This is a genomic window from Streptomyces paradoxus (assembly GCF_014202475.1).
In the GTDB taxonomy this organism is placed as follows: Bacteria; Actinomycetota; Actinomycetes; order Streptomycetales; family Streptomycetaceae; genus Streptomyces; species Streptomyces paradoxus.
The window spans coordinates 403,669-418,390 of the sequence record NZ_JACHGV010000009.1 but is presented as its reverse complement, the minus strand read 5'-3'; the positions used below and the strand labels follow the sequence as shown (position 1 = coordinate 418,390).

Genomic DNA, 14,722 nt, shown 5'->3' with positions numbered 1-14,722 from the left:
GCGGTCCCCACCGGGGTGAAGTTCTTCAACTGGATCGGCACGATGTGGAAGGGCTCGCTGTCCTTCGAGACACCGATGCTCTGGGCCACGGGCTTCCTGATCACCTTCACCTTCGGTGGTCTGACCGGTGTCATCCTGGCCTCGCCGCCGATGGACTTCCACGTCTCCGACTCGTACTTCGTGGTGGCCCACTTCCACTACGTCGTCTTCGGCACCGTGGTGTTCGCGATGTTCTCCGGCTTCCACTTCTGGTGGCCGAAGTGGACCGGCAAGATGCTGGACGAGCGCCTCGGCAAGATCACCTTCTGGACGCTGTTCATCGGCTTCCACGGCACGTTCCTGGTCCAGCACTGGCTCGGCGCCGAGGGCATGCCGCGTCGTTACGCCGACTACCTGGCGGCCGACGGCTTCACCGCGCTGAACACGATCTCGACGATCAGCTCGTTCCTGCTCGGCATGTCGATCCTGCCGTTCTTCTACAACGTGTGGAAGACGGCCAAGTACGGCAAGCCGGTCGAGGTCGACGACCCGTGGGGCTACGGCCGCTCCCTGGAGTGGGCGACCTCCTGCCCGCCGCCGCGGCACAACTTCATCACCATGCCGCGGATCCGCAGCGAATCCCCGGCGTTCGACCTGCACCACCCGGAGATCGCCGCACTCGACCAGCTCGAGAACGTCGGTCACGGCGAGAAGTCCCTCGCTGGCGGCAAGGAGGCCGGCAAGTGAAGATCCAGGGCAAGATGTTCATGTGGCTGAGCGTCTTCGTGCTCGTCATGGCGGTCGTCTATGGCGTGTGGTCGAAGGAGCCGGCCGGCACCACGGCCCTCTTCCTGGCCTTCGGCCTGTGCATCATGATCGGCTTCTACCTCGGCTTCACGGCCAAGCGGGTCGACGTGGGCGCACAGGACGACAAGGAGGCGGACGTCGCGGACGACGCCGGCGAGGTCGGGTTCTTCAGCCCGCACAGCTGGCAGCCGCTCTCGCTCGCCATCGGCGGCGCCCTCGCCTTCCTGTCGATCGCGATCGGCTGGTGGCTGATGTACTTCTCGCTGCCGATCATCCTGATCGGCGTCTGGGGCTGGGTGTTCGAGTACTACCGCGGTGAGAACCGCACCCAGTAACACGCGCCGAGCGCTTCAGGGGCCCGGACACTCCGCAAGGAGCGTCCGGGCCCCTGCTTTTGCCGTAATCAGGTGTCACTCGTCCGGGTCGCTCGGCGTGCCGCTGTTGACGCGGCTTCCTAGCGTGAGCTCATGAGCCACACAGCGATATCCCGCCCCCGCACCGTCGTCGGCTGCACACTGCTGGTGATCGCCCTCTGCGCGGGCGTCACCGCCTGCGGCTCGGACGGCAACCCGCTGGCTGCCCGCCCCTACGACGCGGCGGACCAGGTCTCCTTCAACGCCCCCTCGGAAGGGCGCAAGAAGGCCGACCCGGACAAGCCCCTGGAGGTCGTCGAGGACTCCGACGGGCGCATCACGGACGTCACGGCCCACGACGCCTCAGGACGCTACGTGGCGGGCGAACTCGCCGCCGACGGCAGCCGCTGGCACAGCACCTCCCCGCTCGCCGCAAACGCCAGCTACACGGTCCGTGTGAGCACCGAGGACGAGGACGGGGCACCCGGCCGCAAGGTGGTCACCTTCGACACCGGCAAGCCCACCACCAAGAAGAGCCTGAACGTCACCTTCGGCCCCAAGGCGGGCACCTACGGCGTCGGCCAGCCCGTCACGGCCGTGCTGAGCCAGCCCGTCAAGGACAAGGCCCAGCGGGCCGTCGTGGAACGCGCCCTCAAGGTCTCCTCGACGCCTTCCACGGACGGCGCCTGGCACTGGGTGGACGACAAGAAGCTCCACTACCGCCCGAAGGACTACTGGCCCGCCCAGGCCACCGTCCAGGTCCGCAGCAACCTGCAGGGCATCAAGATCGGCGACCGGATGTGGGGCGGCAAGGCCAAGCCGCTGACCTTCACCACTGCGGACAAGCTCGTGGCCGTCACGGACGCCGCCGCCCACCAGATGACCGTCTACAAGAACGACGAGGTCGTCCGGCAGATACCGGTCACCACGGGTATGCCCGGCTACGACACCCGCAACGGCGTCAAGGTCGTCCTGGCCAAGGAGGGCACCGTCCGCATGACCAGCGCCAGCATCGGCGCCTCGGACTTCTACGACCTGATGGTGCACCACTCGGTCCGGGTCACCAACAGCGGCGAGTACGTCCACGCCGCCCCCTGGTCCGTCGGCTCCCAGGGCTACGCCAACGTCAGCCACGGCTGCACCGGCATGAGCACCGAGAACGCCGCCTGGTTCTACGAGACCGTCCGCGAGGGCGACATCGTCAAGGTCGTGAACTCCGGCGGCGACATGATGGCCCCCTTCGGCAACGGCTTCGGCGACTGGAACCTCGACTGGGCGAAGTGGCGCACCGGCAGCGCCCTCCTGGGCGGCACCCCGGACGGCCCGGCAGCGGCCGAGCAGGCCCGGCTGCGCCCGCAGAGCGTCTGAACGCCCTCAGGGGGCACGTCCCCCAAGGGGCGCGGGGAACTGCGCGAACAGCCCCCCCACGCCCGCTGCCGCAGCACAACGAGACGAACCGGGCTCCTAGGCGTTCAACGCCGCCTTCTCCCGCAGCAGCGAAGCCAACGCGGAGGCGAACTCCACCGGCTCCACCGGCAGGGTCACGGCCGCCTCCGCCCGGCTCCAGGTCGCCAGCCACGCGTCCTGGGGCCGCCCGATCAGCAGCAGCACCGGCGGGCAGTCGAACACCTCGTCCTTGATCTGCCGGCAGACCCCCATGCCCCCCATCGGCACGGCCTCGCCGTCCAGTACACAGACGTCGATCCCGCCCCGGTCCAGCTCCTTGAGCACGGCGGCCGGAGTCGCGCACTCCAGGAACTCCACCACGGGGACGTCCGGAGCCGGCCTCCGTCCCGTGGCGAGCCGCACCTGCTCGCGGGTGTTGGAGTCGTCGCTGTAGACCAGCACCGTGGCGGTCGGCTGCATTGTTCCTCCGTGACGTCAGCGTCGTAAGGACAGGCCCCTTGGGCCGGATGCTACTCCCTTGAACACCACGTCAACACCGGTACGACCGGGCAAGACACTCCGAACGGCACCCCCCGGAGTGAGGGCGGGATAAGCGACCGACATAATGTCGGTCGTGGCGACAGCAACGACAGTAGAAACCGGGCACGCGCACCCGTCGGTCAACCGGCCGAACCTCACCAGCGTCGGAACCATCATCTGGCTGAGTTCCGAGCTGATGTTCTTCGCGGCCCTCTTCGCGATGTACTTCACCCTGCGATCGGTGACGGGTCCCGATCACTGGAAGGAGATGGCTGCCCATCTCAACTTCCCGTTCTCGGCGACGAACACCACCATCCTGGTGCTCTCCTCCCTCACCTGCCAGCTCGGCGTCTTCGCCGCCGAGCGCGGTGACGTGAAGAAGCTGCGGATGTGGTTCATCGTCACCTTCGTGATGGGTGCGATCTTCATCGGCGGTCAGGTCTTCGAGTACACGGAGCTGGTCAAGGAGGCGGGCCTGTCCCTGTCCTCCGACCCGTACGGCTCGGTGTTCTACCTGACCACCGGCTTCCACGGACTGCACGTGACGGGCGGACTCATCGCCTTCCTGCTGGTCCTGGGCCGGACCTACGCGGCCCGGAGGTTCACCCACGAGCAGGCGACGGCCGCGATCGTCGTGTCCTACTACTGGCACTTCGTCGATGTCGTCTGGATCGGTCTCTTCGCCACGATCTACATGATCAAGTAGCAGGGCCCGCATCCGCGCGTGCTCGACGAAGCGCGCATCCCAGAAGCATCGACGCAGAAGATCCTGACACCGGGGTAATCCGTGAAAAAGCTCTCCGCACGACGACGCCACCCGCTGGCGGCGCTCGTCGTCCTACTCCTCGCGCTGGCATGCACCGGGGGGCTGTACGCCGTGTTCGCACCCGCGGACAAGGCGCAGGCCGACGAAACCGCCCAGTCCCTCACCATCGAGGAGGGCAAGAAGCTCTACGCCGTCGGCTGCGCCAGTTGCCACGGCACCGGCGGTCAGGGCACCTCCGACGGGCCGAGCCTGGTGGGTGTGGGCGCCGCGGCCGTCGACTTCCAGGTGGCCACGGGCCGTATGCCGGCCGCCACCTCCCAGGGCCCCCAGGTCCCGGAGAAGAAGAACATCTACTCGCAGGCCGAGATCGACCAGCTCGCGGCGTACATCGCCTCGCTGGGCGCCGGTCCGTCGATCCCGACGGAGGAGCAGTACGGCCCCGAGGGTGCCGACATCGCCAAGGGCGGTGAGCTGTTCCGCACCAACTGCGCGCAGTGCCACAACTTCACCGGCAAGGGCGGCGCGCTGACGCACGGCAAGTACGCGCCGACCCTCGAGGGCGTCTCCCCGAAGCACATCTACGAGGCCATGCAGACCGGCCCGCAGAACATGCCGTCCTTCCCCGACACCACGCTGTCGGAGAAGAACAAGAAGGACATCATCGCGTACCTCGACGCGGTCAACAGCGAAAAGACCGAGAGCCCCGGCGGCCTCGAACTGGGTGGCCTCGGGCCGGTCAGCGAGGGCCTGTTCGGCTGGATCTTCGGTCTCGGCGGTCTGATCGCCGTCGCCGTGTGGGTCGCCGCCCGGACCGCAAAGGCCAAGAAGTCATGAGTAGCCAAGACATTCCAGAAGAGAACCTGCCTGCCGCGCAGTCCGCAGGACATGACCAGCACGGGCACGACGCGGTGAGCGTCGCGGACGACAAGCACCCGTTCGCCGACCCGGGCCTGCCGCCCCACGAGCACCGGGTCCAGGACGTCGACGAGCGGGCCGCCAAGCGGTCGGAGCGCTCGGTCGCCCTGATGTTCACGACGTCGATGCTGGCCACGGTCGGCTTCATCGCCTCGTTCGTGGCGATCCCGGTCGACAAGTCGGTCTACATCTGGCCGCTCGGCCACATCAGCGCCCTGAACTTCGCGCTGGGCATGACGCTCGGCATCGCGCTGTTCTGCATCGGCGCCGGCGCCGTCCACTGGGCCCGCACCCTGATGTCGGACGTGGAGGTCGCCGACGAGCGGCACCCGATCGAGGCGACCCCCGAGGTCCGCGAGAAGGTCTTCGCGGACTTCAAGCAGGGCGCCAAGGAGTCCGCGCTCGGCCGCCGCAAGCTGATCCGCAACACGATGCTCGGCGCGCTCACGCTGGTGCCGCTCTCCGGCGTCGTGCTGCTGCGCGACCTCGGTCCGCTGCCCGGCACGAAGCTCCGCCACACGCTGTGGTCCAAGGGCAAGCTGCTCGTCAACATGAACACGAACGAGCCGCTGCGTCCGTCCGACGTCGCGGTCGGTTCGCTGACCTTCGCCAAGCCCGAGGGCCTGGAGGAGCACGACCACTCGTTCCAGAACGAGATCGCCAAGGCCGCCCTGATGATCGTCCGGATCCAGCCGGAGGACATCAAGGACAAGCGCGAGCTCGAGTGGTCGCACGAGGGCATCGTCGCGTACTCGAAGATCTGCACCCACGTCGGCTGCCCGATCTCCCTGTACGAGCAGCAGACGCACCACGTGCTCTGCCCGTGCCACCAGTCCACCTTCGACCTCTCCGACGGTGCCCGAGTGATCTTCGGTCCCGCCGGTCACGCCCTGCCGCAGCTCCGCATCGGCGTGAACGACGAGGGCTATCTTGAGGCGCTCGGCGACTTCGACGAGCCCGTCGGCCCTGCTTTCTGGGAGCGCGGATGAGCACTGCACAAGAACGACGCAAGGCGCCCGCGGGTGAGCGGGTCGCCGACTGGGCCGACGGCCGCCTCGGGATCTACTCCCTGGCCAAGGCCAACATGCGCAAGATCTTCCCGGACCACTGGTCCTTCATGCTGGGTGAGATCTGCCTCTACAGCTTCATCATCATCATCCTCACGGGTGTGTACCTGACGCTGTTCTTCCACCCGTCGATGAACGAGGTGGAGTACCACGGCAGTTACGTCCCGCTTCAGGGGCAGCTGATGTCGGAGGCGTTCGCCTCCACGCTGGACATCAGCTTCGACGTCCGCGGCGGTCTGCTCATCCGGCAGATCCACCACTGGGCGGCGATCATCTTCCTCGCCGGCATGTTCGTGCACATGATGCGCGTCTTCTTCACCGGCGCGTTCCGCAAGCCGCGCGAGATCAACTGGCTGTTCGGCTTCCTGCTGTTCGTCCTGGGCATGTTCACCGGCTTCACCGGCTACTCGCTCCCGGACGACCTGCTCTCCGGCACCGGTGTCCGCTTCACGCAGGGCGCGATCCTGTCCGTGCCGATCGTGGGCACGTACATCTCGATGTTCCTGTTCGGCGGGGAGTTCCCGGGCACCGACTTCGTCGCCCGGTTCTACTCGATCCACATCCTGCTGCTGCCGGGCATCATGCTCGGGCTCGTGGTCGGCCACCTGATCCTGGTCTTCTACCACAAGCACACCCAGTTCGCGGGCCCCGGCCGGACCAACAAGAACGTCGTCGGCATGCCGCTGCTGCCGGTCTACATGGCCAAGGCCGGAGGCTTCTTCTTCCTGGTCTTCGGTGTCATCTCGGCCCTCGCCGCGATCGCGACGATCAACCCGATCTGGGTCCTCGGCCCGTACCGGCCCGACCAGGTGTCGACCGGTGCCCAGCCCGACTGGTACATGGGCTTCGCCGAAGGCCTGATCCGTGCGATGCCGGGCTGGGAGATCAACCTCTGGGGCCACACCCTGGTCCTGGGCGTGTTCATCCCGCTGGTGCTCTTCGGTGTGTTCCTCGCGATCATCGCCCTCTACCCGTTCATCGAGTCGTGGGTCACCGGGGACAAGCGCGAGCACCACATCCTGGACCGGCCGCGCAACGCCCCGACCCGCACCGGTGTCGGTGTCGCGTGGGTCACCGGCTACATCATCATGCTGATCGGCGGTGGCAACGACATCGTCGCCACCCACTTCCACCTGTCGATCAACGCGGTGACCTGGTTCGTCCGGATCGGGTTCTTCGTCGGACCGGTCCTCGCCTTCATCGTCACCAAGCGCATCTGCCTCGGCCTGCAGCGCCGGGACAAGGAGAAGGTGCTGCACGGCCGCGAGTCGGGCATCATCAAGCGCCTGCCGCACGGTGAGTTCATCGAGGTGCACGAGCCGCTCAGCCAGGAGCAGATGTACACGCTCACGGCGCACGAGCAGTACCAGCCGGCCGAGATCGGCCCGACGGTCGACGAGAACGGTGTCGAGCGCAAGGTGAAGGGCTCCGAGAAGCTGCGCGCCAAGCTCAGCGACGCCTACTACGGCGAGGGCGCCCAGATCCCGAAGCCCACCGCCGAGGAGTACCGGGAGATCACGAGCGGCCACGGCCACCACTGATCACTGCTTCGCCACGCCACAGAGGGGCCTCGTCCGGTGTTCGGACGGGGCCCTTCGTGGTGCTCGGGGCTGGATAGGGTGGGACCACTGCTTTTACGTGACGTACGACCACCCTGGAGCGGCTTATGAGCGCTGTGACCCCCGCTGGAGGCGACACCGCGGCGGGCCGCTCCTGGCCCCGGCTGCTGAACGGCCTGCTGGACGGCAGGCACCTGGGCGCGGACGACACCGCCTGGGCGATGGACCGGATCATGCGCGGCGAGGCGACCGAGGCGCAGATCGCCGGGTTCGTCGTGGCGCTGCGCGCCAAGGGCGAGACCGTCGAGGAGATCAACGGCCTGGTCCGCACGATGTACGAGCACGCCAACGTGATCGAGGTGCCCGGGGCGACGGTCGACATCGTCGGCACCGGCGGTGACGGCGCGAAGACGGTCAACATCTCCACGATGTCCTCGATCGTCGTCGCCGGCACCGGTGCGAAGGTCGTCAAGCACGGCAACCGGGCCGCGTCCTCGGCGTCCGGGGCCTCCGACGTGCTGGAGAAGCTCGGCGTCAACCTGGAGCTGCCGCTGCACCGGGTCGCGGAGGTCGCCGACGAGGCCGGGATCACCTTCTGTTTCGCGGTGAAGTTCCACCCGGCGCTGCGGCACGCGGGCGCGGCCCGCGGCCAGTTGGGCATCCGCACAGTGTTCAACGCCCTCGGCCCGCTCACCAATCCGGCCCGGGTCCGTGCCCAGGCGGTCGGTGTGGCGGACCCGCGCATGGCGCCGATCGTCGCGGGCGTCTTCGCCGAGCGCGGCAACTCGTCCCTGGTCTTCCGGGGCGACGACGGTCTGGACGAACTGACCACGACGGCCACCTCCCGGGTGTGGATCGTCCGGGACGGCGAGGTGACCGAGGAGGCCTTCGACCCGCGTGACGTGGGCCTCGAACTGGTTCCCGTGGAGGCGCTCCGCGGCGCCGACGCCTCCTACAACGCCGAGGTCGCCCGCCGTCTGCTGGACGGCGAGACCGGTCCGGTCCGCGAGGCGGTCCTGCTGAACTCGGCGGCGGCGCTGGTGGCCCTGGAGCCCACCGCCGCGCCGCTGGCCGAGCAGATCCGCGCCGGGATGGCGAAGGCGGCCGAGTCGATCGACTCGGGGGCGGCGAAGCGGACGCTGGAGCGCTGGGTGGCCGCGAGCAACGCGTAGGATCCCGTAGGCGAAGGGACCGGCGTCCCGCGATCCGGACTCGGGTTGCGGGACGCCGATCTCTTCGCGTACGTTCCTGATCAGGTCATGAGTGACAGTCATGAGGCCCCGGCCGACTGTCCGGCAACCCTCCGTCCGTGGCGGGGTGCCCCGGGTGAAGACCGGGCCGTAGGCAGCGAGGTCTACGGCAAGCGCGTGACGAGGAGCCTTCCGTGAACCAGCGAATGCGATAGGGCCGCAGAGCCCCGCCTCCGCATCCCCTTTTCCTTGCACCCCCCCGCTTGAGCCGTACGCGCTCGCGGGCGGATTCCACCTGCTTTCACGGGAGTTCCGTCATGTCTGTCTCCACCCTTGCCGCCGACCAGTCCGTTTGTGCCCCGCTGCCCGTTCTGGGACGGGATGTCACCGTGCCGCTCGTGACCGGGGGCGAGGTCGCCTACGCCGCGCTCGACTACGCCGCCAGTGCCCCGGCGCTCCAGCGGGTCTGGGACGACGTCGCCGCCTACGCGCCGTACTACGGCAGCGTCCACCGCGGTGCCGGGTACCTCTCGCAGCTCTCCACCGACCTGTTCGAGAACGCCCGCCGGACCGTCGCCGAGTTCCTCGGCTGCCGCGAGGGCGACCAGGTCGTGTTCACGCGGTCGACCACCGACTCCCTCAACCTCCTCGCCGACGCGCTGCCCGCCGACTGCCAGGTCTTCGTCTTCGAGACCGAGCACCACGCCTCCCTGCTGCCGTGGCGGAACGCCCGCGTCACCTACCTCGACGCCCCGCGCAGCCCGCACCAGGCCGTCGAGACCCTGGAGCGCGCCCTCGCCGACCGTGACCCCCACGGGCCGGCCCTGGTCTGCGTCACCGGAGCCTCGAACGTCACCGGCGAGCTGTGGCCCGTACGGGAACTCGCGGCGGCCGCGCACGCCCACGGCGCGCGGATCGTGCTGGACGCCGCCCAACTGGCCCCGCACCACCCGGTGTCCGTCGCGGACCTCGACGTCGACTGGGTCGCCTTCTCCGGGCACAAGCTGTACGCGCCCTTCGGCTCGGGCGTCCTGGCCGGGCGGGCCGACTGGCTGCGCGCTGCCGAGCCGTACCTCGCGGGCGGCGGCGCCAGCCGCAAGGTCAGCCGGCGCGAGGACGGGGGAGTGGACGTGGAGTGGCACGACAGCGCCGCCCGCCACGAGGCCGGGTCGCCCAACGTCATCGGCGCCTACGCCGTCGCCTCGGCCTGCAGGGCGCTGACCGAGGCCGGCTTCGACACCCTCGTCGCCCGTGAGCAGCACCTGGTCCGCACGGTACGGGAGGGGCTCTCCGACGTCCCCCAGGTGCGGTTCCTGTCCCTGTTCGGGGACGACGCCCCGCGCGTCGGCGTGCTCTCCTTCGTCGTCGAGGGCTGGAACAGCTCGCACTTCGCCGCCGCCCTGTCCGCCGAGTACGGCATCGGCGTCCGGGACGGGCTGTTCTGCGCGCACCCGCTGCTGCGCACGCTGCTCGGCAGCGACCCGCAGGCGCAGGGCGAGTGCGGGTCGCCCGAGGCGGCGCCCGGGGAGAAGTCGCTCAACGCCATCCGGGTCAGCTTCGGCGCGGGCACGCCGGACGAGCACGTGGAGCGGTTCGTACGGGCGGTCAGGGAGCTCGTGACGGACGGGGCGAAGTGGAACTACCGCACGGAGGACGGGCGCTGCGTGCCGGACACCTCCGCCTGAACCGGCAGCCGGGTGCGCAGGACGATCATCGGCAGGGCGCGTTCGGTGGCGTCGGTGAGGAGCTCGCTCGCGCGCAGCAGGGCCTCGGCCGGCTCCATCGGGGCGTGCAGGATGCCGTGGCAGGCGTCCACGCCCGGCACCTCGCCCGCGCCCTCGCCGAGCGTGCCGGCCAGGGCCAGGCGGGGGAGCAGCCGGGCGCCCAGGGCGGCCAGACCCGCCCCCAGGCCGCCGGAGGCTCCCGTACCGGGCCCCGGACGAACGCCCAGTTCTCCAGGGCCGCCGACAGCTCCTCCACCTGCGCGGGCGTCGCACCCTTCTGCGGGCCGAAGACCCGGGCCACACCCCGCTCGCCGCACAGCACGTTGTACGGGTTGCAGGCGACGAGCAGCTCCACCTCCGTGAGCCGGGGGTCCAGGCCGGTGGGCTCGATGCGGTGAAGGCGTGTCAGCTCCCGGCCGCCGTGGGGGAGTTCGCGCCCCTTCGCGTCCAGCAGCCGCGACCAGCCGCCTCCGGTCGGCGAGGACCTTGGCGAGGGCGAGGCCCGCCACCCAGGGCCGGCACCTCGCTGAAGGGGTTCAGCAGCGTTCTGCCTACCAGCTGCAACGTCGCCGATCCTCGAAGCACAGCGGCTGTCGCCATTTCGGGCGAACTCCACGCTGCTCCTGCGGGGAGGGCATGTAGATCCTCCTACCCTCTTGTCGCATTGGAGTTGTCTTGGGAATCGTGTGGCTGCCCTTGTCAGGTTGACCACCCCGGGGGGTTCGCATGGTGCAGGCACGGGCCGCTCGAGGCGGTTCGATGACCGCCGCCCGCATCGGGCGGCTGCCGGGAGCAGGAGCGGGCAAGGCAATGTGCGTGGGCTTGGCGGTCGCCGCAGCCGGGGCAGTAGGTGTGGCTGCGGCCGCGTTCCTGAGCGCGGGCACGGTGGTACCGGCTGCGCACGCTCTTGCGGCCCTTTCCCTGCTTGCAAGGGCCCGGGGGGTTATGGGACGGGTGCGTCTTCGCCTGGGGCTGCTCGCTGTTTCGCTGGTATCAGGCGGCCTGCACCATCTGGTGGTCGGGCAGACCTCTTCATCTCCCGCACGGTCTGCCGGTGTTCTTCACTCAGTGGCTGGGCTCCTGGCCCTTACCGGGCTCGCCGTGTGTCTGGGGCTGGGGATCGCCGGGCTGGTGCTCGCAGCCACGGAGGGAGGCACGCCCCTGGTCTGGCTGCGGAGGCTGCTGGATGGCTGGTTGATCGCAGGGTCGCTGCTCACCCTGGGCTGGGTGCTGCTGTTGCATCGCGCAGACCAGGGCAGTGATGTGTGGCCATCGCTGATGGGTCTCGCCCGTGTGGTCACGGACATCCTCGTCCTGGGACTGCTGGCCGCGTTGCGTTTCTACCTGAACCGCCAAGAGCGCACAGCTACCACGGTGGCTGCCGTGGCCCTCACCATCTTGGCCGCGAGTGACATGCTGCGGATCCTCTTGCCCGCTCCGGGCGTCTGGTGCGGAATTCCTCTCGCGGGGGCCTGTTCGGTGATGGGCCTGCTCCTCGTTGCCGTCACGCCGTGGCTGCCCGGTGGTGCCAGCGCCATGGAAGTCGACCGGCGCGCGACGCCGGTCATTGCAGCCGTGGCGGCGTTTGTGCCGGTGGTGGTCTGCGAGCTGGCCCTGGCGGCTCACGCGCTGGCCGGCGGCGACATCGATGTCGTGATGGTCGTCCTGGCAGGTTCGGTACTCCTCGGGCTCGGTGCCCGGCAGGGTGTCGCTCATGCCGACAATCTGCGGCTCATGCGCGAGGCCGCAGCCCGTGACGCCCGTTACCGCACGCTGGTCGACGGATCGAGCGACGTGATCACCATCGCCGACCTGGATGGTCACCTGCTCTACGTCAGCCCGGCCGCCCGCGAGGTGTTCGGATACCTGCCCGAGGACCTGGTGGGCGCCCGCCTGCCGCTGTACTGCCACCCGGACGACATGTCCGCGCTGCTGCACGCGGTCGAGACGTTGCGGCAGGAGGCCGCCTCAGGCACCAGCGGCCCGGGCGCCCGGGTGTCCTGCCGTGTCCGGGCGGCTGATGGGCGATGGTGCCACGTGGAGTCGACGATCAGCCACCACCCCGAAGGTTTGATCTTCAACAGCCGTGACGTGACCAAGCGGGTCGAATTGCAGGCACAGCTCGAGCACCTGGCTTTCCACGACACGTTGACCGGCCTGCCCAACCGCGCGCTGTTCGCCGACAGAGTCGCCCACGCCCTGCGCAAGCGCACGGCCAGGACGGCCCCTCCCGCGGTGCTCTTCGTGGACCTGGACGGCTTCAAGGCCGTCAACGACTCCAACGGACACGCGACGGGCGACGCCCTGCTCCGCCTTGCCGCCCGGCGGCTCCAGGATTGCGTGCGAGCCGGTGACACCGTCGCCCGCCTCGGCGGGGATGAATTCGCCGCGCTCCTGGAGGGCGAGGCAGGAGCATGCCCCTTCACAGTCAGGGAGGTGGCCGAGCGATTCGTGTCCGCCCTGTCCAAGCCGTACCGCATCAACAGCATCGATGCAGTGGTTTCGGCTTCCGTCGGCATCGCGGTAGCCACCCCAGGGATCACGCCGGACGAACTCCTGCACAACGCCGACCTGGCCATGTACCAGGCCAAAGCCGCGGGAAAGGGGCGCATCCGTATGCTTCAGGCGGCGCCCGCCGATGATGCGGTGCGCTGACGCCGAAGACTCCGGCAAACCCTTGGTTGGGGCTGCCGAGGGTGAATGTCAGCCGTCGGAGCCGGGGCCGTCGTCGTCGCCAGAGGTGGGCGTGGGCGAGCCGTGGTCCAGCTCGGCCTGCTGGGAGGGCACCCGGGCGACGCGGGGCTGTCCGCGAGCGCGAAGTTGGTCGCGGCGATGCCCGGCGGGATCAGCACGACGGCGGACAGGGCGGCCGGCCGGCGAGAGAAACCATGGGCCCGATCCTGCGCACGGCACCCGGGGAGCGGGATGAAGCCCGGATGAAGAACTCCTCATCGGGGACCCGGCGGGCGGGACGGCCCTAGTTGTCCAGCCCGATCGAGAACGCCGCCTCCAGGTCGTGCTGGGAGTACGTGCGGAACGCCACGTGGGTGTCGGTCCCCTCCACCCCGGGGATCTTGCTGATCCGGCCCGGGATGACCTCCGCGAGGTCCTCGTGCTCCTTGACCCGGACCATCGCGATCAGGTCGTAGGTGCCCGTGACGGAGAAGACCTCGCTGACGCTGTCCAGCGCCGCGATCGACTCGGCGATCTCGGGGATCCGGTCCACGCTGGTCTTGATGAGGACGATCGCGGTGATCACGGCTGGTTCTCTCCCTCGGGAGCCGGAGCAGGGGCGGCCTTCACTCTAGTAGGGCTGGTGGGACGGCCGTAGCGGACCGACGCATAGCCGAAGCCCAGACCGAATCCGATCAGGTGGGCGAGGTAGGCCACCCCCGGCCCGTCCGAGGCCCGCCCGGCCGCCAGCCACTGCAGCGCCGCCCAGAACGGCAGCACCACCCACGCCGGGAAACGCACCGGCAGGAAGAAGAGGAACGGCAGGAGACTGGTCACCCGGGCCCGCGGGAACAGGTACAGGAACGCACCGAGGACGGCGGAGATCGCCCCCGAGGCACCGACCAGGGACTGCTCGGAGTCCGCGTTGGCGACGGCGTAGCCCAGCAGGGCCAGGTAGCCGCAGCCGACGTAGAAGAGGGTGAACTGCACTCGGCCCATCCGCTCCTCGGTCATCGCCCCGAAGACGTAGAGGAAGAGCATGTTGCCGAGCAGGTGCACCCAGCTGCCGTGGACGAAGAGCGCGGTCGCGGGGGTGAGGGCCGATCCGGCGGACCCTTCGAACAGTTCTGCGGGGATCACCCCCCAGCGCCGGAAGTAGGCCCGCTGCACGGCGAGCAGTTCGTCGCCCGTTCCGTAGGCCGGATTCAGACCCGAAGCGGGTCCGGCCAGGAAGGCCAGGCAGCACAGGGCGATCAGTGAGTACGTCACCGGCGCCGACGACCCCCTGACCGATCTGCCGGCCCGGACGATCGGCGCACTCCACTTGCGGATCATGAACACAGAGCATGACGTAACCGGACGCAACCACCCAGACCGCCTCGCCGCCGTGGACGCGCGGGCGGCGGGTACCCGCCAGGCCGTAGGGTTACGAGCCACACGCACCGGGGATGCCGGTCGCGTCGCGGACACTAGAAGGAAAGAGAACAGGTCACGATGACGGTTCCCCTGCCGACCGCCGAGACGCGGTGGCGCTGCACCCTCTGCGGCAACCTCACGAGGTTCGACGTGACCCGCTCGGCGAAGGTCGTCGAATACGTCCACCTCGACCTGGCCGGAGAGCCGAAGGTCGAGGAGCGCGAGGTGCTCAGTGAGACCATCGAGTCGGTGCGCTGCCGCTGGTGCAACGCGGTGGACCAGGTGGAACTCGTGGACAGGCCGGGCGCCGGCTCCTGACGGCAGCCGGCCCCGCTCAGGCATTGGGG

At 69.2% G+C, this 14,722-nt stretch carries 14 protein-coding genes, 1 pseudogene and 1 riboswitch; of the genes and pseudogenes, 11 read left to right on the top strand and 4 right to left on the bottom strand.

Annotated elements, in window-relative coordinates; translation table 11 throughout:
• The 3 genes from HNR57_RS28845 to HNR57_RS28835 all read left to right on the top strand — a co-directional run.
• Positions 1-726 (top strand): cytochrome c oxidase subunit I (locus HNR57_RS28845; protein WP_184564433.1); only part of this gene is annotated, 726 nt, incomplete at its 5' end.
• On the top strand, positions 723-1,121 hold the full coding sequence (locus HNR57_RS28840) for a cytochrome c oxidase subunit 4 (protein ID WP_184564431.1): 399 nt from the start codon (positions 723-725) through the stop codon (positions 1,119-1,121). The genes HNR57_RS28845 and HNR57_RS28840, both read left to right, overlap by 4 nt.
• 132 nt (positions 1,122-1,253) lie before the next feature.
• On the top strand, positions 1,254-2,507 hold the full coding sequence (locus tag HNR57_RS28835) for a L,D-transpeptidase (protein WP_184564428.1): 1,254 nt from the start codon (positions 1,254-1,256) through the stop codon (positions 2,505-2,507).
• 96 nt (positions 2,508-2,603) lie between these two features.
• On the opposite strand, the gene HNR57_RS28830 is transcribed toward HNR57_RS28835, so the two are convergent.
• Positions 2,604-3,005 carry a response regulator gene (locus tag HNR57_RS28830; RefSeq protein WP_184564426.1) on the bottom strand — a complete coding sequence of 134 codons (402 nt, stop codon included), beginning with the start codon at positions 3,003-3,005 and terminating at the stop codon, positions 2,604-2,606.
• A gap of 145 nt (positions 3,006-3,150) precedes the next feature.
• Between HNR57_RS28830 and ctaE the strand changes: the two genes are divergently transcribed.
• The 6 genes from ctaE (at position 3,151) to HNR57_RS28800 (ending at position 10,247) form a co-directional block, all read left to right on the top strand.
• On the top strand, positions 3,151-3,771 hold the full coding sequence (gene ctaE, locus HNR57_RS28825; protein ID WP_033312739.1) for an aa3-type cytochrome oxidase subunit III: 621 nt from the start codon (positions 3,151-3,153) through the stop codon (positions 3,769-3,771).
• An 81-nt stretch (positions 3,772-3,852) separates the two neighbouring features.
• Entirely contained in the window at positions 3,853-4,665 is an 813-nt protein-coding gene (gene qcrC, locus HNR57_RS28820) for a cytochrome bc1 complex diheme cytochrome c subunit (RefSeq protein ID WP_033312738.1), read from the top strand.
• A complete protein-coding gene (gene qcrA, locus HNR57_RS28815) occupies positions 4,662-5,735 on the top strand; it encodes a cytochrome bc1 complex Rieske iron-sulfur subunit (protein ID WP_184564424.1) in 1,074 nt (357 codons plus the stop codon). Before qcrC ends, qcrA begins: the two co-directional genes overlap by 4 nt.
• Positions 5,732-7,354 (top strand): cytochrome bc1 complex cytochrome b subunit, encoded by a 1,623-nt coding sequence (gene qcrB / locus HNR57_RS28810; protein WP_184564422.1) that lies wholly within the window; start codon positions 5,732-5,734, stop codon positions 7,352-7,354. The genes qcrA and qcrB overlap by 4 nt, the downstream gene beginning before the upstream one ends.
• Before the next feature lie 125 nt (positions 7,355-7,479).
• Entirely contained in the window at positions 7,480-8,544 is a 1,065-nt protein-coding gene (trpD, locus tag HNR57_RS28805; protein WP_184564420.1) for an anthranilate phosphoribosyltransferase, read from the top strand.
• A gap of 83 nt (positions 8,545-8,627) precedes the next feature.
• A riboswitch (SAM riboswitch) is annotated at positions 8,628-8,744 on the top strand.
• Positions 8,745-8,879: 135 nt separating this feature from the next.
• A complete protein-coding gene (locus HNR57_RS28800; RefSeq protein ID WP_184564418.1) occupies positions 8,880-10,247 on the top strand; it encodes an aminotransferase class V-fold PLP-dependent enzyme in 1,368 nt (455 codons plus the stop codon).
• On the opposite strand, the pseudogene HNR57_RS28795 reads toward HNR57_RS28800, so the two are convergent.
• Positions 10,202-10,746 (bottom strand): annotated as a pseudogene (locus tag HNR57_RS28795) (glycerate kinase); the annotation flags it as partial. The gene HNR57_RS28800 and the pseudogene HNR57_RS28795 overlap by 46 nt on opposite strands.
• 608 nt (positions 10,747-11,354) lie before the next feature.
• On the opposite strand from HNR57_RS28795, the gene HNR57_RS40650 reads away from it, so the two are divergent.
• Positions 11,355-12,941: a diguanylate cyclase domain-containing protein gene (locus HNR57_RS40650; RefSeq protein WP_184564416.1), complete on the top strand. Its 1,587-nt coding sequence runs from the start codon at positions 11,355-11,357 to the stop codon at positions 12,939-12,941.
• A 322-nt stretch (positions 12,942-13,263) separates the two neighbouring features.
• Here HNR57_RS40650 and HNR57_RS28785 read toward each other — a convergent pair whose 3' ends face one another.
• The gene (locus HNR57_RS28785; protein WP_030848030.1) at positions 13,264-13,545 is read right to left on the bottom strand and encodes an Lrp/AsnC family transcriptional regulator; all 282 of its coding nucleotides are present in this window, start codon (positions 13,543-13,545) and stop codon (positions 13,264-13,266) included.
• Positions 13,542-14,294: a rhomboid family intramembrane serine protease gene (locus HNR57_RS28780; RefSeq protein WP_184564408.1), complete on the bottom strand. Its 753-nt coding sequence runs from the start codon at positions 14,292-14,294 to the stop codon at positions 13,542-13,544. The genes HNR57_RS28785 and HNR57_RS28780 overlap by 4 nt, the downstream gene beginning before the upstream one ends.
• Before the next feature lie 159 nt (positions 14,295-14,453).
• On the opposite strand from HNR57_RS28780, the gene HNR57_RS28775 reads away from it, so the two are divergent.
• Positions 14,454-14,693 carry a hypothetical protein gene (locus HNR57_RS28775; RefSeq protein ID WP_033312729.1) on the top strand — a complete coding sequence of 80 codons (240 nt, stop codon included), beginning with the start codon at positions 14,454-14,456 and terminating at the stop codon, positions 14,691-14,693.
• The last annotated feature ends 29 nt before the right edge of the window (positions 14,694-14,722 follow it).